General features: G+C 38.0%; 18 protein-coding genes. All 18 read right to left on the bottom strand.

Annotated features, from left to right (window positions below; translation table 11 throughout):
• Position 1 precedes the first annotated feature (1 nt).
• Positions 2 to 2080 (bottom strand): hypothetical protein, encoded by a 2079-nt coding sequence (locus HZB59_10765; protein ID MBI5021906.1) that lies wholly within the window; start codon positions 2078 to 2080, stop codon positions 2 to 4.
• Between the two features lie 38 nt (positions 2081 to 2118).
• Positions 2119 to 2487, bottom strand: coding sequence for a response regulator (locus HZB59_10770; GenBank protein ID MBI5021907.1), 369 nt, complete (start codon positions 2485 to 2487; stop codon positions 2119 to 2121).
• A 65-nt stretch (positions 2488 to 2552) separates the two neighbouring features.
• Entirely contained in the window at positions 2553 to 3746 is a 1194-nt protein-coding gene (locus HZB59_10775; protein ID MBI5021908.1) for a glycosyltransferase family 2 protein, read from the bottom strand.
• 3 nt (positions 3747 to 3749) lie between these two features.
• Entirely contained in the window at positions 3750 to 4955 is a 1206-nt protein-coding gene (locus HZB59_10780) for a GNAT family N-acetyltransferase (protein ID MBI5021909.1), read from the bottom strand.
• A gap of 19 nt (positions 4956 to 4974) precedes the next feature.
• Positions 4975 to 6138 carry a GNAT family N-acetyltransferase gene (locus tag HZB59_10785; protein ID MBI5021910.1) on the bottom strand — a complete coding sequence of 388 codons (1164 nt, stop codon included), beginning with the start codon at positions 6136 to 6138 and terminating at the stop codon, positions 4975 to 4977.
• Positions 6135 to 6899: a class I SAM-dependent methyltransferase gene (locus HZB59_10790; protein MBI5021911.1), complete on the bottom strand. Its 765-nt coding sequence runs from the start codon at positions 6897 to 6899 to the stop codon at positions 6135 to 6137. The genes HZB59_10785 and HZB59_10790 overlap by 4 nt, the downstream gene beginning before the upstream one ends.
• The gene (locus HZB59_10795; protein ID MBI5021912.1) at positions 6896 to 8248 is read right to left on the bottom strand and encodes a GNAT family N-acetyltransferase; all 1353 of its coding nucleotides are present in this window, start codon (positions 8246 to 8248) and stop codon (positions 6896 to 6898) included. Before HZB59_10795 ends, HZB59_10790 begins: the two co-directional genes overlap by 4 nt.
• A gap of 9 nt (positions 8249 to 8257) precedes the next feature.
• Positions 8258 to 9472 carry a GNAT family N-acetyltransferase gene (locus tag HZB59_10800; protein MBI5021913.1) on the bottom strand — a complete coding sequence of 405 codons (1215 nt, stop codon included), beginning with the start codon at positions 9470 to 9472 and terminating at the stop codon, positions 8258 to 8260.
• 54 nt (positions 9473 to 9526) lie between these two features.
• Positions 9527 to 10744, bottom strand: coding sequence for a hypothetical protein (locus tag HZB59_10805; protein MBI5021914.1), 1218 nt, complete (start codon positions 10742 to 10744; stop codon positions 9527 to 9529).
• A gap of 81 nt (positions 10745 to 10825) precedes the next feature.
• Entirely contained in the window at positions 10826 to 11575 is a 750-nt protein-coding gene (locus tag HZB59_10810; GenBank protein ID MBI5021915.1) for an AMP-binding protein, read from the bottom strand.
• A 7-nt stretch (positions 11576 to 11582) separates the two neighbouring features.
• Positions 11583 to 12662 (bottom strand): glycosyltransferase family 4 protein, encoded by a 1080-nt coding sequence (locus HZB59_10815; GenBank protein MBI5021916.1) that lies wholly within the window; start codon positions 12660 to 12662, stop codon positions 11583 to 11585.
• 31 nt (positions 12663 to 12693) lie between these two features.
• Positions 12694 to 14010, bottom strand: a complete 1317-nt coding sequence (locus HZB59_10820; GenBank protein MBI5021917.1) for a GNAT family N-acetyltransferase — start codon at positions 14008 to 14010, stop codon at positions 12694 to 12696.
• Between the two features lie 25 nt (positions 14011 to 14035).
• The gene (locus HZB59_10825; protein ID MBI5021918.1) at positions 14036 to 14887 is read right to left on the bottom strand and encodes a polysaccharide deacetylase family protein; all 852 of its coding nucleotides are present in this window, start codon (positions 14885 to 14887) and stop codon (positions 14036 to 14038) included.
• Positions 14888 to 14943: 56 nt separating this feature from the next.
• Entirely contained in the window at positions 14944 to 15513 is a 570-nt protein-coding gene (locus HZB59_10830; protein ID MBI5021919.1) for an acyltransferase, read from the bottom strand.
• 10 nt (positions 15514 to 15523) lie between these two features.
• On the bottom strand, positions 15524 to 16744 hold the full coding sequence (locus tag HZB59_10835) for a glycosyltransferase (protein ID MBI5021920.1): 1221 nt from the start codon (positions 16742 to 16744) through the stop codon (positions 15524 to 15526).
• Positions 16744 to 18237 carry a flippase gene (locus tag HZB59_10840; GenBank protein ID MBI5021921.1) on the bottom strand — a complete coding sequence of 498 codons (1494 nt, stop codon included), beginning with the start codon at positions 18235 to 18237 and terminating at the stop codon, positions 16744 to 16746. Before HZB59_10840 ends, HZB59_10835 begins: the two co-directional genes overlap by 1 nt.
• A gap of 75 nt (positions 18238 to 18312) precedes the next feature.
• Positions 18313 to 19065: a WecB/TagA/CpsF family glycosyltransferase gene (locus HZB59_10845; protein ID MBI5021922.1), complete on the bottom strand. Its 753-nt coding sequence runs from the start codon at positions 19063 to 19065 to the stop codon at positions 18313 to 18315.
• The gene (locus HZB59_10850) at positions 19065 to 20606 is read right to left on the bottom strand and encodes an O-antigen ligase family protein (GenBank protein MBI5021923.1); all 1542 of its coding nucleotides are present in this window, start codon (positions 20604 to 20606) and stop codon (positions 19065 to 19067) included. Before HZB59_10850 ends, HZB59_10845 begins: the two co-directional genes overlap by 1 nt.

A 20606-nucleotide genomic window follows, 5' to 3' on the forward strand; every position in this document is an offset into this window, starting at 1 on the left:
TTTAGCTTGGTACCTGTGAACTTTTAAACATATTGTTATCCGGACTCATGAAATCGTCCGAATCTATAAAACCATCTAAACTGTGATCGGCATCTCGGTAACCACTCTTGAACATGTTGTTGTCCGGACCCATGAAATCATCACTGTCTATAAATCCATCGTGTGAAGAATCACCGCTGTACATTCCGTATTTCCCGCCACTTAATGCTGCAGCCGAGCCACCGTAAAATTGTGAAATATTCGTTGTAAAATCATATAGTGCGCTCGATGCCGTTAAATTTACTGGGAATGAGGACATTATCGATAGATGGTTTCGATGATGCAAGATAATATAATAATTTCCGATTAAAACTGTTGGGAATGCAAGAAGTGAAATTCCGTCCGATTCCACTATTGTTCCATCCGATTTTACGAATCCTGCTCGTATAGCTACCCGTGTGGAAGATTGAGGTCCGGTTCTCAACTCAACAAGAATCCAATCAACTACACCGCTCGGAATTGACGATGAAAATTCTGGTCCATTGTAGTTCCATGGTGAACGATTATATGGTTGGGTGTTGGGAAGAATTGTGTTAAGCAGCGTCGTCATGGCGCCCGAATTGTACGCTCCTTGCAAAAAGATCTTCGAGTTGACAACCGGGATATCTGCTTCGAAAGTCACACGAATATTATGGTCGGTGTTAATATTATCAAAAATATAAATTGCAAGCGAACCAACAAACAGTCCGTCTACGAAAACACTATCAATGTGATATCCAAAATCAGCGATCATAGAATATGATTGAGAACTCCCATAATTAAAAACTAACGAGCCGGCCGGAGAAATAGTTCCGTTCGCATCTGCTACTGCATTGATTGTATATGAGTTGATTGAGAAAAATGCCTCTATTGAATGATTATCTGTTATGTTGATAAATGTATAACTGGAGATTGAATCTGTTCGGATACCATCTACTGTGATACTGTCTGTGTGATAACCTGTATCTGGTGTTATAAAAAATGTTTGAACGGAACCGTACAGCAGTTGGATAACACCGTTCGGTGTAATTGTTCCATGGTTTGCCGCGCTTGCATTGATAATGAGTGGATTAAGCTGAAATGTATCTCCGATTGCGGTTGTCAACGAATCGGCTGATGCAAACAAAACCTTTTTACCGAATGAATTAATCTGTAAATCAGCGAATATTGTTTGTCCGGTTGAATCGCTGGTTTTGGTTGAGGTTCCTATGAGTGTTCCTTGAGTTGGTGGAATAGTCAAAGTTATCTCTCTCCCCGATGAATATACATAGTTCCCGAACGTGTCTGTAATCCTAACAATTGGAGAAGGAGACAGAATTGTTCCAGCAATACCATTAGTTGGTTGTTGTAAAAAGATAAGATTGGATGCCGCTCCAGAGACAACTGTAATGTTTCCGGAAGGTATACCTGCAACATCATTGGCTGTAGCATGAATTTTTCCACTGCCGGTTAGATGTCCTGTGAATATTGCAGCGGAACTGTCACCATTTATCACAAGATCACTCGTTTGAACATCACCCGATAATGTTTCCACAGTCCAGGTTGCACCACGTATATTTGCGACGAAATTATTGAGCGTATCTCGAGTAATGGAATAAAGTGTAATATTTTCACCTGCAGTTATTGATTGCGATGGGATTATGATCCCGGTTCCATCGATAGCCGACTCGACTTGTAATACTACCGGCGTTCCTGCCTGAACAATAAATGTATTGCTCGTACCTACAGCAGTTCCGGATGTTTGTGTAACAGTGAATTCGAATAATCCGATATTCGAAAATTTTACTTCATGGGATGCCAGTACGCCCGCTATGAATGGATCTGTAATTCCGTTTCCATCAAGTAAATTTCCGGTACTGGAAACATCAACTGTCCCCATAAATGAATCAACAATTCCATTCACACTGTCTCTTGCAACAATTTCTATAAAGAAAGATACGCCGGCTGTTTGTTTCGGAATTTCGCTTTCGCCGACGAGTGCAATAGAAAAATGGTGAACCTGAGCAATTATTAAACTTGTTGACAGAATTATCAGTATTATTATTTTGAAAGTTATTTCCATGAAATCAGATTTAATGCATCATGTTTAATTAAATAAAATTATATTTTAACATCTTCAAGAATTGCCCTAATCCGTTTCAACCATCCTTTTACATCGAAAGGTTTTTGGATGTAATCGATAGCACCATACTTCATCGCTATTACAGACGATTCGACTGATGGATAACCGGTTATCACTATAACTTTTGCTTTATCATCTATTCGACGTATTTCTCGTAAAACTTCTAAACCGCTCATGCTTGCCAATCCGAGATCGAGAAGTACTAGATCAATTTTATGTTTTTGAAATATTGTTATGCCTTGAGGCCCGTCTGCGGTTGCAAATAATTTATAACCTGCATCCATTAAGATTGAGCGTTGCAACGCTAGTTGAACCTCATCGTCTTCTATCATTAATATTGTGTGCATATGTATCTTTCAATGCTTAGGTAAATAATTGCTTAATGAATGGATTGAAAGGAACGATAAAAATTTTATTCCCTTTCGGTGCGTATCCATTCTGAAGTTGAATTTTTTATAAAACGTTTCGAATATAAAACTAACTTCCACACAGCATATCTTGGAATATGCAACAGTGTAATGTAAAGATCTTTATCTGCTCGTGCTGAAATTAATCCTACAAAAACATGCACCATACCAAGAAATGCAACGATTATCCAGATCATAAAAAAAGTAAAGGCATCTTGTGCATCAAATATCAACAGCATTAAGTGGATAAAGCAAATCAATAAGACACCGCCAAATAAATTTACAAAAGGTGGAGTAATTAAATCGAGAAACAGGTCACAATATCTAAAAGATAATGATTTTACAGCTTTTTTTAGGAGGGGGAATGAATATCGTTTAATTATCGGGAATCGCCCTTTTTCCCATCTGGTTCGCTGTGTTTCAGCATTTTTTGGCAGTAATGGCATCAAAGCATAAATTGTGGTTTCTGGAGCGAAATCGACGCTTATTCCGTTTAATAACAAGATTATTCCATACTCCAAATCTTCTGTGAGAGAATAGGTATTCCAGGGAACTGTTCTTAGAGTGTCAGATTTTAAGCACATTCCGTTACCCCGAATCCCTGCAGTACCATTGAACAATTTACGCCCCAGCGGTCGGGTAAAGTTATACAAAGTAAATCCTAACCTTGTAATCTCGGAGCTCCATGCGCCGGGTTGAGGAGCTACCATATCGCTTACCTGCACTGCTTGTGCCCCGTTCTCCAAATAATAATTAATTACTTGAAGATAATTCGATGAGACAACAGTATCTGCATCTACAATTGCTATTGCGTCAAATGTATAAGGCGGATTCAGTATTATATCGAAACACCATCTAAGTGCATACCCTTTTCCGCGTTTTAAATCGTCGCTGCGCTTAAATACAGTTACACCTAAACTAGAAGCGATTTCAAATGTATGGTCTGTGCAATTATCGGCAACGACAATAATATTGAATAAGTCGGGTGGGTAATCAATTTTTAACAAACTTTCTATAGTTGGTCTTATAGAATTTTCTTCGTTATGTGCCGGTATAACAATGGCAAATCGTCTGGAAATTTTCGTTGTAAAATTTTTATTCTTTTTTGTAAAGAGCGACAATAAGCTTAATACGGCAAGATAAAACATAAAACCACCGAATATCGAAATCAAAATTATGTTTATTATTAATAATGCCATATATCATTCTAGGAATGAACGGATGCGTCGTGAATAAAAGTAGGAATATCTTTGGATATATCTGAATAAATTGTATATGCGAAGTGTATGATGGAGGTGATATAATATTTTAGAAAATATGTAATCATTGAAAATGAATATTTCATCGAATTGCTGATAATGATTTGTCCAATTTCTCTTCGAGTAAAGATCTCCCCAAAGTAAGTCGATACTGCTTTTATTTTCTTCAAAATATTTTTTGAAAGAATGAAGTTTTAATATGTTGCCAGGGCTGTATTTACGATATTCATCGTCGAAGCTGCTTTTTAAACCTGTAATTTTATTATTATGATCGATTGCGAAATCATAAGCAATTGCTTTGCCGTCTAAAAAAAGAAACCACAACCGAAGCCAGCCATTAACCGATGCTTGCTCGGCTATTTGTTTATAAAAATTTTTAAAAACCTTTTCATTTATCCGAACACCTCGAGACCATTTCCAGCTTCTCCGTTCGATAGATAAAATATCGTCATACCATTTGTCGAATTCCGGTGATGACGTCATCTCCTTTATCTCTATTTCCCCGAGCTTCATCAGCTTTCGTTCCGCACTGACGATGTTATTATAAAGATTATTCATTAGCCCTTTGTTGTACTGATCCCATGAATTTACTATGTAAATGGTAGCTCCTGAAAAAACATTTCGTTGGTGATATCTATAAAATGTTTTCCCGGCGATATTGGCCACGGAGCTGATCGTTATGCTATCGTGCGGTATTGGATTTAGGCGCGCGTAACTCCATTCACGGTTCCGGAACTTTAAATATTCAATAATTGCATCAACAACGATCGGGGAGTTTGCCGATGTTGAGATAATATCCAACATACCCGAGCAATTAGTCGGGGAGTATGCATGGCTCATCATTGAGATAAACTCGATCGAGTTCCAACCAAAACCGAAAATATTATGCCGTATTTTCATTAATGGTGCGATTCCAATAAGCTCATCGTTCTTAACCACCATGAGAACAAAAAGTTTAAGTTTATCATTTTTATGGCATTGCCACCAAGTAATCAACCATTCGTATGAGATGAACAGAGATGGAGTTGCTGAATGTAGAACTAAATTATTCCAATCATCCCGCCAGTTTTTTAAATCGTCAATGTTATCGATGAGTTTTATATTCGGCGTTTCTCGGCGGACGGTTGTATTTTGAGTCTCTTCTACCATTATTGAAAATAATAATTATCTATTGTAATATTTTCCTGAAGATGATTTTAAATGGTCTGATTAATAATTTGTCGAGAATAATTTCGTAGATAGTTCTGCGAAGCCATTGGAGAATATTTAATAATATTATTTTGATACTCGTTTTTCCCTTTTTCCAGATTTCAAATTTTGCAAATGATGTTGCTGCGCCACCCAATCGGATTTTGTATTGTTCATCCCCACCTTGAAAATCAAAATACTTATATCCCTCCGAGATAGCATCCTTAATAGCAAAACTGAGGAGTACTTTGCCCGGACTTTGATTTCCGAGCGGATGATGTCGGTCCATGCCACTGAGATAAAAGCAGCATGTGTCGTTCATAAAATATATTTGAACTGCAGCAAATCGTTTTTCGTCTTTCTTGAAAAAATATAACCGCGCGTTCGTTTCAAGTTGATGTTGCGTTGTAAGAGTTCTGTGGAATTCTTTAAAGCGGGAAGACGAGTAATAGCCGGCAATTCCTTTCTCTTCCCAAACTACCGTATGCAATTTCACGAAGTCACTGAAGTCTTGATCGGTGATATTTTCACCTTTAAGAACTTCGAGTTCCACTTTATCTTTGTTGAGAGCACGCATCCGCCGTTGAAGGAGATGATTCTCGTTTGGTGAAATAGATTCAAGATATTTATCCCACGAATTGGGCAGTGGCATCATAATCCTGGTAATACAATCAGGAGCGTATTTCGTTTTTATACCAACATTTTTCATTTTGCCAATTAAACTTAACATCGAATTTGATTTCGGAGAAAATCGAAACATCGAAATTAATTCGCATTCATTAGCTCGCAGTTGATTAATGCAGAATTCCTTAAATGCTTCAATAATTTTTGAATCGAAATTTGGATTAATCAGAGGCGCATACTCGCCATATGTTTCGTAAATTCCAATAAACCGCATTCTTTTAAGTTTTGTGACACCTAAACTTAAATATTCAAGATGAAACGGAATCAGACCAACGAGTTTATTGTCCTCCCAAAAAGTTACGATCCGGAGCTCATAGTTCGGTTGATAATATATTTTCCACCATTCGTAATTCCATCTATAAGATTGGAAAATAGTGCCGTTCGCTTCGCTGTGAAGAGTTGTCCACTTTTGTTGCAATTCTTGAAAATCTTTGACGGTATTGATTAACTTTATTATCACTTTATATCCTCGAGGATTCTCTTACTAGCAGGATGGCAGTAGATGATGGCATTCCACCATCGTTGTCGGATATTTTTAACAACCACATCCATATCGAGCGTTCTGATGTTTGAGACTAATTTATTGATTTTTTCGATATCTGCAAGATTATCGATTGCTCTGTTCAGTATTATGATTCCTTTCGGTGTCAGTAAATTTTTGAATTTCCGGATTAACTTTAATTGATCGATGAAGTTGATTTGGTTTTCATTATTATAAACATCATCTATAATTATGTCGAATATCCTGTTTTCATTACCGAACAGTTCGAATATTTTACTCGCCGATATGTTCCTGATTTCTATGTTCGAGATATTATCCACAAAAAAATACTTTTTTGCAATCTCGATGATGATAGGGTCTCGTTCAATAACCGTAATAGATTTTGGTTTAAGTCTTTTTTGAATTAATGCTAAAGAAGAACCGCCCCCCAACCCTAACAAGAGAATGTCGGGTTCAGGTGTAAGAGAATATGGAATTCGAGACATTCTTCCCCAGTATTCTCTGTTCAACTCACCGAAATTTATTCCGGTGGTGATATATGAATGTGTTGCGCCGTCGATAGTAAGAGAACGTTCGGCACCAAGATCAGATACCCGAATATTTCCTGAAATGGGGGATTGAGTTTCCAAAAGAATAACAGGTTTAAAAAAACGAGTGCGAAGACGATGAATAATTCGATTAATCCGCAATCTGGAAAAATATTTTACAAAATTTGTCATTGATTCATCTCGTTAATATTTTTCCGTTTTTCAACCGGAGAATGACGACCGATGAAATTCAATCCAAGTCGTGTAAGATTACACATAATCATGAATATATATTTAGTTCGATCGGTTATGGACCTCGGTTTAGTGAGCAAGAACCTTCGGTATTCATAATACTCTTTTTTAACACGATTGCGGCATTTTCCGCCGAGTTCATAAAGGAGGTAGAGCCAAAATCCGGGTGATCTGCTAATTCTATTCGGTTTAATGCGTAATAGATAATTTTTTCGAAACGTGGCTTCCCATTCCGAAAATTTGTACGGTTCGTCGCCCCGCATATAATCGAACACTTCCATATTTTCTTTAATGCCGTCTGCCATAACGATACTTCTCAAAAATAGTCCCGGGCTGAAACGCATAACGTCTTCCGTACCATATGCGTTGCTTTGATACATGTACATTCGTTTCTTAAAATAAAATCCATAACTCGTCGCGACCGGTTCGTTATTTATCCGGAGGATATAAATCCGGAGCCATCCATTATGTGCGAATTTTTTTGAGAATTCGAGGTGGAATTCCTTATGCATTGAACTGTCGAATGCACTCGGATGTCCGAGACTTTTCCATCGTTTGCCATGGATGTCGGAAAATTCATCTATCGCTTTTTGTAAATTATCCGTTTCACGGGTGTAAAGATCAATCGATGTGTGATAATTACTCTGAAGTTTTTTGACTTTACGTTTAAAGTTATGTCTACTAGTTGATCCCATATTCTCGATGAGCAAGTCCGGAGAATTTGGAAGAGATACTTGCGGACAGATGTTCCCCTGGTATTTGATTAATTTCAATCTATATTTTTCAGTGAACCGGGGAAAATGTTGAACTGTTTGTGTTTCTTCGTTTACATCTTCTATGTCGAAAAGATTCCATGCGGAACCGGAAGATGCAAGATAGTTAGCGAATCGTTCGAAGAGATAATCTTCATGGCCCGGCAGGATGATGAAATTTACATAATCGCTCAAACCTCTTCCTAAAAATTGCAATCGCTTTGCGACCGGAATGCCGGCTATCTTTACCGTTTCTAAAAATAAGGGAGCAATTCCTTCAATCTTATCGTCGCAATAAAATACCAATATGTGAAGTTTGAAATTTGGTTTGACAAAATATTTCCACCAAGTGCGAAGCCATTCATAACTTTGATAAATTGTTACATCCGATTCGTTGAAAAGTTTTGTCCAATCATTTTCAAGGGCGTCGAAGTCAGTGGTGCTGCCGACTATTCGCATCTGTCTCTTTATATGTATTGAATCCGGTTTCTGAGATTGAACCGGCGATTGGGTCGGATGCTCAATTTTTGAAATCATTGATTTAAGTTACTGCCCCTTTCTGTTTAGTTGATCCATACGGGTTAACTCTGAATTTTTTAAAAAGATTTTGAACTTTCTGAGCAATCTATCTCGATATTCCTGAAAAATTCGTCTTACAGTAAAAAAGTGCATTTTAACCAGTACAAGAAACAGGAATCGCGAAAACCAGTCTTTGTTGAAAATTACAATTTCGATGTATGGTTTCGTTATAGGGAGCCAATGCTGTTTGGCAGTTGTCATTCCCCATAACATATTTATGGAATTATATTTTTGTTCGAAGGCATATTCAATTTCTTTCGCAAGCAGTATATTGCCGGGACTATATAAATGATATTTTGAGTCGTAACTGCCTTTTAAACTTACGACTGAATTATTGAATAAAATATTATAATCATACGCGATATATTTGCCTGCTACACTCAGTAGCCATAATTGAATCGTTACATCACCAACACAATTACCGGGAAGCCGGTAAAAGAAGTCACGGAACGCGGTTGAATTAATGCTGATCCCGACATCCCACTTCCAACTCCTTTTTTCAATATCCAAAAGTGTTGCCATGTGATATTGGAGATCACTTTTCGTTGTGTACAATTGAATGTCTATTTTACCAACTGCATTTAATTTTTTTTGTGCGGCATTTAGTTGTTTCCTGAAATTTCTTGAAAGAGATTTGAAATAGTCGGGCCATGAATCGCTAATCCTGAGAATTACGTTATCAAAGACAACTTTCGCGTCATTAATGAAACCTAATGCGCGAGAGGCAATTTTTACATGCTCGATGTTTGGCGAATCACCTGAAATCGGATTGAGGTGAATGAAATGCCAATGAAAATTATCTTTTAAAAATTGAATTATCGCTTTAAATAAATCATCATTGCTGTTCGGAGTAATAAAATCGAACGCCGCTGTAATGCTCGAAGGTGAATCAGCGTAACGCGACATTGAGAGAAATCTTATTTCCCGGATATTTAGAAATAGAAATCTATCTTTCACCAGCATGAACGGTGCAATGCCTATAATATTACCTTCCTTTTTGATAACTAAGACAATTAATTCTTTATCATCATCTTTCATGCAATGCCACCACGTTGTCAACCATTCGTAAGTTAAACAAGGTGAATCTGTCCCTACCTGTTTAACAAGTCTATCCCAATCAGTACGAATTGCTGTAAGCTGCTCAAGAGATTTTAGCGCTTCTATTTGATAAATGTTCGACATTTAAAGTTCTATTGAAATGATTCGCTTATGATAATTGTGACGATAATAATGTTTTCATTTATCTGTTCGACTTAATTGAAAAATTTTTTCGCATCTATGTTTAATGAATTTCATTGTTTTGCTGAGAAAGGGAAGCGGGTCGTTCCAACGGAAATAAAAAAAATGTTGGTAATGTGCTATACTGGTTATCCATTTCATCCAACCCAGCTTACCGTTTTTATGCATTTCTCTGAATGCTAAGAAATCGCTTGCAAGCCTGATTATCCGAACACCTCGTTTGTAATCGATTTCCGGCAATGGTTTGCCGAGGAGGTGATTATAAACGAGGAGAGGCCAATCCAATCCTGATAATGGAAGTAACTCCGTTGTACCGGTGAAACGTGGATTACATTCGATAAATTTAAATGAACCATCGCGTGCATCTTTGATAAATTCCACAGTTCCGATTCCCTTCAAACCTACACTTTTAATAAACCGTAATCCGAGATCTGCAACTACCTGATTCCAGTTGGAAATATTGTATGTCCCAAGCCCGAATAAATTAGGATACTGACGAAACCGGAGTTTAGTAAAATGAAATAGCGGTTCCCCGTTTCTATCGATGTAAGTATAATAACTGTGGTATGCATCTGTAGCAGTGGGAATCAATTCAGTCACCATCATTTTTAAATTAAATTTGTCGGCTTCTCTGAACTTATCAAATAATTCTTTTTCCGAGTTAATGACAAATAATTTTAATGATGGAAAATGATTTGCAAAAATATGAGACTCGCGCGGTTTTAAAGCGCACGGATATTTTATTACATTCGTCAATGTTCGAAGATCATCAATTGAATTAACAGGCCAAGTTCCCGGTATATCTAATTTGTGCTTACAAACCAGATCGTAAGTTTTTAACTTATCTAATAAAACAAGAGTGAGATTGTCGTCGCCTTCAATTATATTATAAAACTTTTCAAGCTGTTTCCGGTGATGCGCTATTAAAGTTAAACCTTCGTCGCAACAAGGGATCAATATGGGGCGATCATGAATCTTATGTCCGTCATTGATTAGCCAATAGTACCAGCCATTAATATTATTATTATCCGCCGGAAGATGTACGCCTGTGCAATAACGGGAGGAATATGCATCACTTTGAGGGTCATCGAGAACGAATGTTCGGGCATTTACACGTGCCAGAGACCGCCCAATGGAAAGCGCGATGATGCCGCCGCCAAGCAGAATCACCGGTGTAACATCGGTTTTCGATTTATATCGTGATAATTCCTTCATGGTCTCATTTTGAGATTCTGCTGAATAAATATTTACATCTTGTATAGAGTGAATGCATGATGTTCTGTATTTGTAAATGCTTCATTCATGTTTAGAATAAATTTTATCATTAGAGCGAACTGTATTCAATGATATATCTACTGTGCCGCCATTTAAAAGTATGCGGATTGCTCTAATAAAACTGAACTGCATAAATAGATCAGTTGAAATCGGTTCAATTGGTTCTTGATCGATGCTATCAAGCGAATGCGATCTTGTTATAATCCTTAATATCTCGTGATGATTTAAGTTGAGAGATGCCAGCTCATTTGCAGAATTCGAATAAGGAACCGAGAGCGCAATATCTTCTGGCTGAATGTCCGTTAGTTTATCAATTGCGCGTGAATTTAAATAATTCAATGATTTATTACGATATTTTTCAGTCAGAAGAGGAGAGTCATGAACATTTTCCATGAATAGGATTGGACAAGTAACTATATCCGGTATGAAGGGAAATCTTGCCAAATCTTCATTGGTCGTGATTATAATCCATGGTTTTATAATTCCAATAATATTCCGTATTTGAGCAGGAGAATATGTCTGGTTAATCGGTATTGCTACGCCCCCGCTGCGAATCGTGGCAAAGATTGCAGTGACCTCAGCAGTCAGGTTTTTCATCAACAACATAACTTTACCGCTCTTGTGTAATCCTTCTAAGATTAAAATATCGGAAAGGATGTCGATGTTATTAACAAGGTCAGAATATGTCACCGTTGTGTCATCTGATATCAATGCGGTTTTTTCACCGCATCGTGCTGATATTTCGGCTAACTTCTTATGTGCCAAAGACATTTTATTATTAACCATTATGTTTGCGTTTATTTTTTTCGGATATCACAATCTCCGCGATTTGTTTTACACTGTCAACAAATTGCTCGAGCGTGTGATATTTTTCTAAATATTCTCTTGCAGCTTTTCCCATCCGTTCTGCTCGTTCCGGATCGTTCCAGAGAGATAAAATTGCTTCGCGGAGCGCATTCGGATTTTGCGTGGGCACGAATATCCCCGTGATACCATCTTGAACCACATCAACCTGCCCCTCTGTTCGAGAACATATAACGGCTTTTCCCATTGCCATAGATTCAAGGATGCATGTCAATCCGTTATCTGTGTCGGTTGGAAGAACCGGAACAACAACAAACCGGGATTTAGAATACAATTCTCTAAGTTCCAAATAATTTTTTTTGCCTATAGTTACATTGATCGGAATATCATTTATATCGTACAGCGCTTTCACTGTATCATACAATTTACCGCGTGTTATTCCCGTTGCTATGTGGCACGGGATGTCGATCCCACGCAACGCTTCGATGAGAGTCGGGTAATCTCTCATTTCCGAACCCGCCGCACAAATCATTGTCGTTTCTATATTCATCGGACGATAAAAACGCTGATCGGCAAACTTTCGGATGAATGCGATTTTGGATTCAAGTATATTTAATTTTTTTATGGCGAATTCTTTTTGAACAGTTGACCACATCAAAATTCGATCGATATGAGATTGAGAAAATTTCAATAATTTTGATTTTTTAGGATTAGAAATCCAGCTGCTCAAAGTAATGTGCGGAACCGATCTGCCTGTTAATTTCAATAGAATACCGAACGGATAACCTAACCGTTCAGCCCATGTAACGACTATATCGTATCTATGACAAATAAAAAATGCTTCGAGAATCTGAGAGAGGAGAGTGGGTAGAAACTTATATATCAAACGCCTCCACGCCGGCGCCTTTGAGAGGAATTTTTCGTCGAGCATGTCTGAATTCATCGCCGTGCTGTAATATGAGGAACGCGGGTGACGGTCCGCTTCCTCCTCGCGTATGAGTTTCTCGCGATCCGGTCTGTTAAGTCCTGTGGATACTAATGTTAATACTTTCATGTCGAAATAATGTATTTGTTGAAAAATTTAATTAATCGGTTTCAGGATGAAAAATAGTTTTTAATTTTTTCACCAGCATCGGTGCTCTGAATTTCAAATAAGTAAAGATGAAAAGTGGAAATTTTTTACTCTGATGTTGAATCTTCACTAATTCAATTTCTTTGTGTAGAAGGAATCTGATAAAGGAGATGAATTTTAACAGATTCAGAAAAGGAGATTGCAGAGCGTTCTCGGAATCCGGCAATTTGATTCTCAGATTATAATTATGTGTTAATGTGCTCGTAAATTCGAATTTATACGCTTCGTCACCGCGGAGAAGATCGATGGTCGCGATATTTTCGCGGATTCCGTCGTCCACCATCTCGATCAATAATGCAAGTCCGGGTCTCCGTTTCGCCGCGGGGGTAGATTCATCGAATCCTGTCAGGTAATCATAGAGTCGATTGTTGAATCGGAATGCGAGTCGTCCCGCTACACAATGCTCACCATCATCTGCTGTTTTGAACCAGAGCCAGTTGTTCCGGTAAAATTTTAAAATTACCTCGTCAAAAAAGTTTTTATAATTTTTATTCGCGAAGAATCCCGGATATCCTATCTTATTCCACCGGTTTTGATGTAATTTGATTAGAGATGAGATTGATATATCGTATTCTTCATGAGACAAAGCACTGCGAACCGAAAAAATCGTACCTTCTCTGCCTGCCTTCCAAGATTGAGAAAGTCGTCTCTTAATGCTCGGATTTTTTTCATTTAGAAATTTTTCGACGGATGGCGGAGTTGTTACATAGGGACAAACATCCGCGTGCGAAATTTTATTGCTTAATCCTTTCCGTTGCAGTTCGGGAAGCAGGTGTTTGTACGTATTACTGTCTTCTCTGATATTCAACAAAGATATTTCGTCATAAATTTGAGAATTTTCTGTGAGATAATTTGATAATGCTTCCGAAAATATTTTTTCATATTGAGGTTTTATCAGGACATCGAGATAATCGCTAGGACCGTCATCCAAAAAAATACCGAACGACTTATTGAATGCGTTCCCGCCACCTAACAGACACAGGCGGCGATAAAATATCTTTCCGAATAATGAATCTGCCTGGACGTAGAATGGCGCTATACCAACAATTTCGTTGCCATGATAAAAAATCAAAATATACAAAAAATCGTTTTTCGGATTGTTATAATTTTTCCACCATGAATAGAGCCACGAATGAGTTTGATAAATATGAGCATTTGAATTTTCCGCAAATTTATTCCATTCTAATTCGAAATCGGAAAAATCAGTCCATTTGTCGATTAATACAACCTTTAAATTAGATGGAGATATTTCACTGTGATTATTTGTCATTTAGAGTCAATTTTTAATGAACTTATTATCGATCAAGAATACCGGAATAAGGGTTATTATTTTTCGATTGCGGAATTATTTTTGTTTTTATTTTTCGCTTTACCCAATCGATATATTGATATGGTGTTAACATTCTAAATGCGAACTTACTCATGGACATGCCGCCTGACATTAGCATTCGTCTGATTTCAAAGAGATCCTGTCCGAATGCCGGTGGTCCCGTGTATGTTCCGCATCCGAAATCATAACCGGCATCGGATACCATCTTTTTAACAGATTCGTTCGTTAAGCCGTAAGGATATGCAAATGTTTTTACCGGTGCATTCAGTAATATTTCTAACTTCATCCGAGATTGGGAAATCTCTTCCCAAGCATTCACATGGGAAATAACCGGTAATTGCGGATGCGATAAAGAATGAGATCCTATTTCGAAACCGGATGCTTGTAATTCGATTATTTGCCGGTCGTTCAGTAATTGTAACGGAGGGATGCCGAGCGGTGTATCCCAGACACTTGTTTTAATTTTTCTATCTCCCATAATAAATAGCACACCCTTCATGCCAAATTCACGCATTACCGGAAGTACATTTGTGTAAATTTCTTCATATCCATCATCGAATGTTATGATGATCGGTTTCTGGGGAAGGTTTAATTCACCGTTCAGGAAGAGACGGTAATCTTCAAAAGTGATCGTTGTAAAACCCCAACGGTCGAGAAATCTCATCTGACTGCGAAATAAATCTAACAGTAAACTGATATCTTTAAATTTTCGACTGAAATAATAATTTTCAGTTATCAGATGATACATTAGTACCTTGATTTTGTGTGGATTACCCTGACCCGGCATTTTTACCTCTAGATCGTTATCGCTTGCCATAATTACATCCCTTCAAGGTGCCATTTCCAGCAGTTGTGAAAAAAGTTATCATTATTTTAACTTGCATTGTCTTGTTTATTTAATTCGAGCAAAAGGCGGGCAGGTACGCCGCCAACCAGAGTATGTGGAGCCACATCTTTTGTTACGATTGCGCCAGCCGCGATGATTGCGCCGGTTCCAATGCGTACTCCTTTTAGAATAATTGAACGGCACCCTATCCAAACTCCGTCTTCTATTATAACAGGTTTATCTTCCATGGCTATGCCGGGGATTGCGTGTTGATCCGTATCCATTATTATGACATCCCACGAGATTTTACAGTCCTTACCGATATCGACTTGTTTATGAGAAACAATCAGAGAATTTCGGTTTATATATGTTCCATTTCCAATTTTAACAATAGCATTTTTACCGATCTCAATTCGAATCCCGGAGTAGAACTGACAATTTTCCGAATATATTTCTCCACCGTCGTTATATATTTTCGGGGATGGATGCCCGCCACTTACAACTAAGATTCCGGATTTTGAAAATTTACGTGAAAACCATAATCCGCGGAGATGTCCGATCAAAGAATGCTTTTTCAGACGCCGCTTGTATCTTTTTATAAAATCGTTTATTTTCATTGCCGATCCGTTATGGTTGATGAGTGAAATCGGATTTATTTTTATTTTTACTGACAAGCGTATGTAATGTGCGTTCTAAATTATCGCCTATCACAGACCACTCATAATGAGATTTCATCAGTTCAAATCCTTTTTCGGTCAAAGTGTGCTGTAAAGATTTGTTGTTCAGTAGCGCGATAACAGAGTCTGCGAACGCATGTGGTTCATTGCCGATTAAGACCGATTCATTATCAACAACATCAATCCCCTCGCAACCTATACTTGTTGTAACTATTGGTATTCGCATTGCCATCGCTTCTAAAACTTTTAAGCGTGTGCCGCTTCCCATCCGGAGCGGAACAATGTATGCGCTTGAACGGTTGATGAAAGGTCGAACGTCGTCCACAAAACCGGTGATAATTACATTGTGAGATGCACGGCTTAACAAATTTTTAGGAGGACGGTTGCCGACTATGTACAGTTTAATGTCGGGTATTGCTTTTTGAATTAACGGAAAAGTTGTATCAAGAAAATGAAGCATTCCGTCGTAATTGGGAACGTATGACATAGCTCCTGTGAAAACTAACGAATGTGGTTCGCGTGTTTCATTTGTCGGTGTAAAGTATTCAGCATCCACTCCGTTCGGAATGACATACTTCTGAATCTCCGGTACTTCCTGATCTAATATTGTTTTATCATTTTCAGATGTAACAAGGAGAGCGTTCTGCCGGCGAATTGCGATCATCTCTTCGTGATAGAATTTTTTATATTCACTTTTATAATAGAATTGTCTCAGCGGTGAATGGGCGTTGAGCCACATGCGTCTGAAAATTTCGTACTCAACATTGTGTGCGTCCATAATCTTAACCGCATTTGTTTTCATTTCATATGATGCGGTGTGAGAAAATTCTGTAAGGGCGATATCATAATTATCATTATGGCATAATTCATCTAACTTATGTTGCATGAGGGAGTGCCGCGCCATCATATAAAAAAAACTATGTTTGCTGAGGACTGAATATAGCTGCCCTATTCTCTTATATCTTCTTGTCCATGGTTTCTCGATAACATGAATATCTTTTACACGATCTCCGAAATGTGATTCCAATTCTTTTTTATTTTGTTCATTCCCAAATGTTAGAACAGTGACTTCATGATTCCGGGCGAGTAACCGCAATATATGATAAACTCGTAATGCCCCGCCAAAATTTGGAGGTACAGGGGAATATGGCATTAAGTGCAAAATTTTCATTATTGTTTACCTTTTGATGGTAGGAAAACTTGTTTTATGTTTTTTAGTGAGATGTAATTCTTAAAGAATTCTAACTCATCCGGTTCAAGTGTTTTCAACAGAAGAAGAGATGCTATATATATTATTGAAGCTAGAATTCCCTGTAAAATCCAAGGGAGTAAAATAAGTTGCATTAACTTGATACTGATCGCCATTATAATTCCACTGGAGACAGCTTTTAGAGTAATGCTGATTTTGCTGTTTTCAAATGTATTTTTTGGAATGAGAAGTAAAGCACAAACCATAACAAAAAATTCGGTGATGATTGTAGCAATTGCCGAACCGATACCACCATTGTGGTAAACATTTTGAGTGTAAGGAATGATCAGATAATTTAATGCGACATTGATGATGACAGCAAACAAAGCAACGATTGACCATTGCCGTTGTTTATCCGATGCGAGAATGGCGGTGCCAAGTATCATATCGATGTAAACAAGAAGAATCCCTATTGAAAATATTTGCAGGATTAAGACCGAAGGAGCATATCCTTCCAGTCCGTAAAATAATTGAGTAATATTTTTTGCAAAATAATATAATCCGATCGTTACCGGTATTCCCGCGATTACGATAAAATCTATGCTCTTGATTGTTGTTACGGCAAGTGTATCTTTGCTTTTCCAGAGTCGGGAGAGGACCGGAAATACCGCTATGCTGAATATGCTTGGGATGAACATTAGTACATCAAAAAAACGATAAGCGGCGCCATACCAACCGACTACTGATGCCGGAGTTAAGAAAGAAAGCATTATCGCGTCTACGCGATAATAAATAATTCCGAAAATTGACCAAAGAAAATATGGAATTCCTTTCTTAATTAATTTCACAGACTCATTATATTGATAAGCCGGCAGAGGGGTGATCAATTTTCGTGCATATTTTGCGTGGATGAAAAAGTTTATAAATGTGCCGAGAGTATAAACAATTCCTATCACAAAGACACCCGCGCCCGATAACAATAAACTCACCGTAAAAAATGTAATGAATATTTGCTCTGATATTGAACCAAGAGACGGATATCTCATCTGCTCTGTCCCCTGAAAATAACTCCATAATACTTTTCTCATCCCCTCCCAGAGCATGTTGAGTATAAATAGTAGGAGCAGCATATTGACGATTTGCGGGTAACCTGCGATCATTATGAATATAACAAGCACAACCACAGAAATTATCCAAAAAATAAATCGGATGCCCATGCCATTCACCACAATTGAGGCAGCAAGATCGGGAGATCTTGATATTTCTTTTGCTATTGAATATCTGCCGCCAAAATCGATGAACACAATAAATATTCCGATTATTGAATTGGCTAAATACAGATATCCGTAATTTGCGCTTCCGAGATAACGTGGAAGGAAGAGCATCAGCACGAAACTCATAGTCCATGTTATTGCCTGTGAGCCCATAAGAACAGCGGCGTTTTTCGTAACCGATTTGGCAACTTCTATGCTCATATTCCGGTTTCTTTTTGGATATGGTTTTTCGGGAAAATATATTTAATAAAAATATTTAACATCATTTATTCAGAATTAATTATGATTATGTCTAAAAATTCTTGTGTAAAGAACAAGTGCCGCAAAATGAGGCAATGCGAGCATCCGTTTCCATCTCCAAGGTTCGCGAATTAAGCGATACAGCCATTCCATTCCTACTTTCTGCATCAGTAAAGGTGCGCGGGGCGAGACGCCTGCTATAAAATCGAATGTGCCGCCGATACCTATCGCGATTGGAACTTGCAATTTTTTCTGGTTGCGCGCTATCCAAATATCCTGGTTAGGAGCGCCGTATGCCACGAGAAGAATATGCGGTTTGGCGTCAGTTATTTTTGAACAGATATCATCTTCGTCTTCAATTCTGGGTGAACCAGAGAAAGTGCCAACAATCTTTATCCCCGGATATTTGGTTCGTAGAATATTAGCGGCTTGTTCTGCAACTCCATCTGCCGCGCCGAGAAAAAATATTCTCCAATCGTTGTCACGAGCCAGCTCGGAAATTCGCTCAACTGTATCAACACCGGTAACTCGCTCCGGTATTTGTTTCCCTAACAATTTAGAAGCCAAAACTATCCCTATGCCATCGGGAAGAGAAAGTTTCGCCTCGTTCAGAATATTCCGGAACAAAATATTCTTTTGAGCTTTCATCACAAATTCCGGATTTACTGTAACTATTTGATGATAGCCGCCATCCGAAATTGCCGACTTCACGAAGTTCAGTGTATCTTTCATTGTTACACGATCGACCCGTACATCTAATATCTTTACCGAAGTAAAATTATGATTCATCATTTAACAGCCGGTGTATTTAAAATTTTTGTGGAATCTTCTGTTATATCTAACCTTACTAAGGTAGATAACAAACCCATAATCATCCCGAGGTAAACCATATTTCTGTAAAAAGTTAATTGCAAATCAACAAACGAGACAACGATTTGTCCGACGATCGCGATTATAGCAACGGCACAAAGGGCTTTCAAGTATGGATCCTTTAAACGCATGAAAGTGTATGTCGCACTCAGAACGTACGAATTTATGAAAAGCCAGAATAAGAAAAATCCAATGACACCCATCTTCACCATCAGCCAATAAATCTCGTTGTGTGGTATATATTCTCGGAGAGGAAAAGGAATCTTGGGCAACGCTACAGGTTGATCATATTTATTACCGAAACCGATACCAATAATAGGAGATCTCCTGACTGTTTGAGCAAGATTATAATTTTCAAAATCTCGGTAAAGGTTTGAATAGTATCTGTCGCCTGCAGCTTCCTCGTCGGAGGAGAACGAAGATTTAACAAGTTGAGCCGGTAGAGCGATACTGCTTTCGCTGTTCCAAAAGATCGCCAAATAAAATATGCCGACTACAGCAACGGGAAACATCCTCTTGAATAGTTTTACCCGTTGAATTTTTGGTAAAAGAATTATAAATGTGATCAGGGCAAATCCAAACGCGGCATATGTTGCACGTCGCTGAGATAAAATGAAAATTCCCAACAGAGGTAATAACAACCAATATAGGATTTTCTTTTGATTATCATCACTCTTGAATAAAATCATACCGAACAATAGGATAAAAAGGGAGACGAAGAACAAAGGATCTTCGTGATTCGTAAGTTCAGTTCTGGATCCGAAACTAAATCCCAATCTCAGGGCGCGAATAACGCCTTGCATTGCTTTAAAAGTGAGCGCGCCGATGACAACCCAGATCAGCAGCCGCAGTTGTTCCCGCGATTGGATAATTTGCGGGATAAAAAAATAAATAACTCCCATGTAGAACAATGCCCTTAATTCCCATAGGGCAGGTAAAAAATCTCCACCTCTTGCTAAACCATAAACCGCAGAAATAATAAGCCAGCCGAAAAAAAGAAGAGCTGTAAACCAAACCGGCACACGATTCAATTGCACATTCTTGCCGAGAACGATCATTATTATCCAAACCGTTCCAATCAGTAACAATTGGAGTTCAAGCGGATTCAGAACGGCAGCATCGATTCTCGAAAAAAGCGGAAGCGCTTTTAAATTTCCAAAATACTCTGTTCCGATTATAGTTATCCCGTAACCTCGCGGCGGAAATTGGTCAAATAACAACACCATGCCAATGAATAATATGAATCCCCAATCAACTCGGTATAATGTAATCATCACCGCCAAAACGAGAAATATCACGGCCACAGTCGCGAATACGCTTCCACCGCTGCTCAAAAATATGATCGATAGAATTAATGAAAGAATGATAATGAGAATGGTGCTTCTGTGTGTGTTAAATTTCGCAGCTAACCAAGCGAATTTAAATTTCTGAATAATTTTATTTTCCGGTTCGATTTGCAT

This window comes from Ignavibacteriales bacterium, from assembly GCA_016214905.1.
Classification (GTDB): domain Bacteria; phylum Bacteroidota; class Ignavibacteria; order UBA10030; family SZUA-254; genus PNNN01.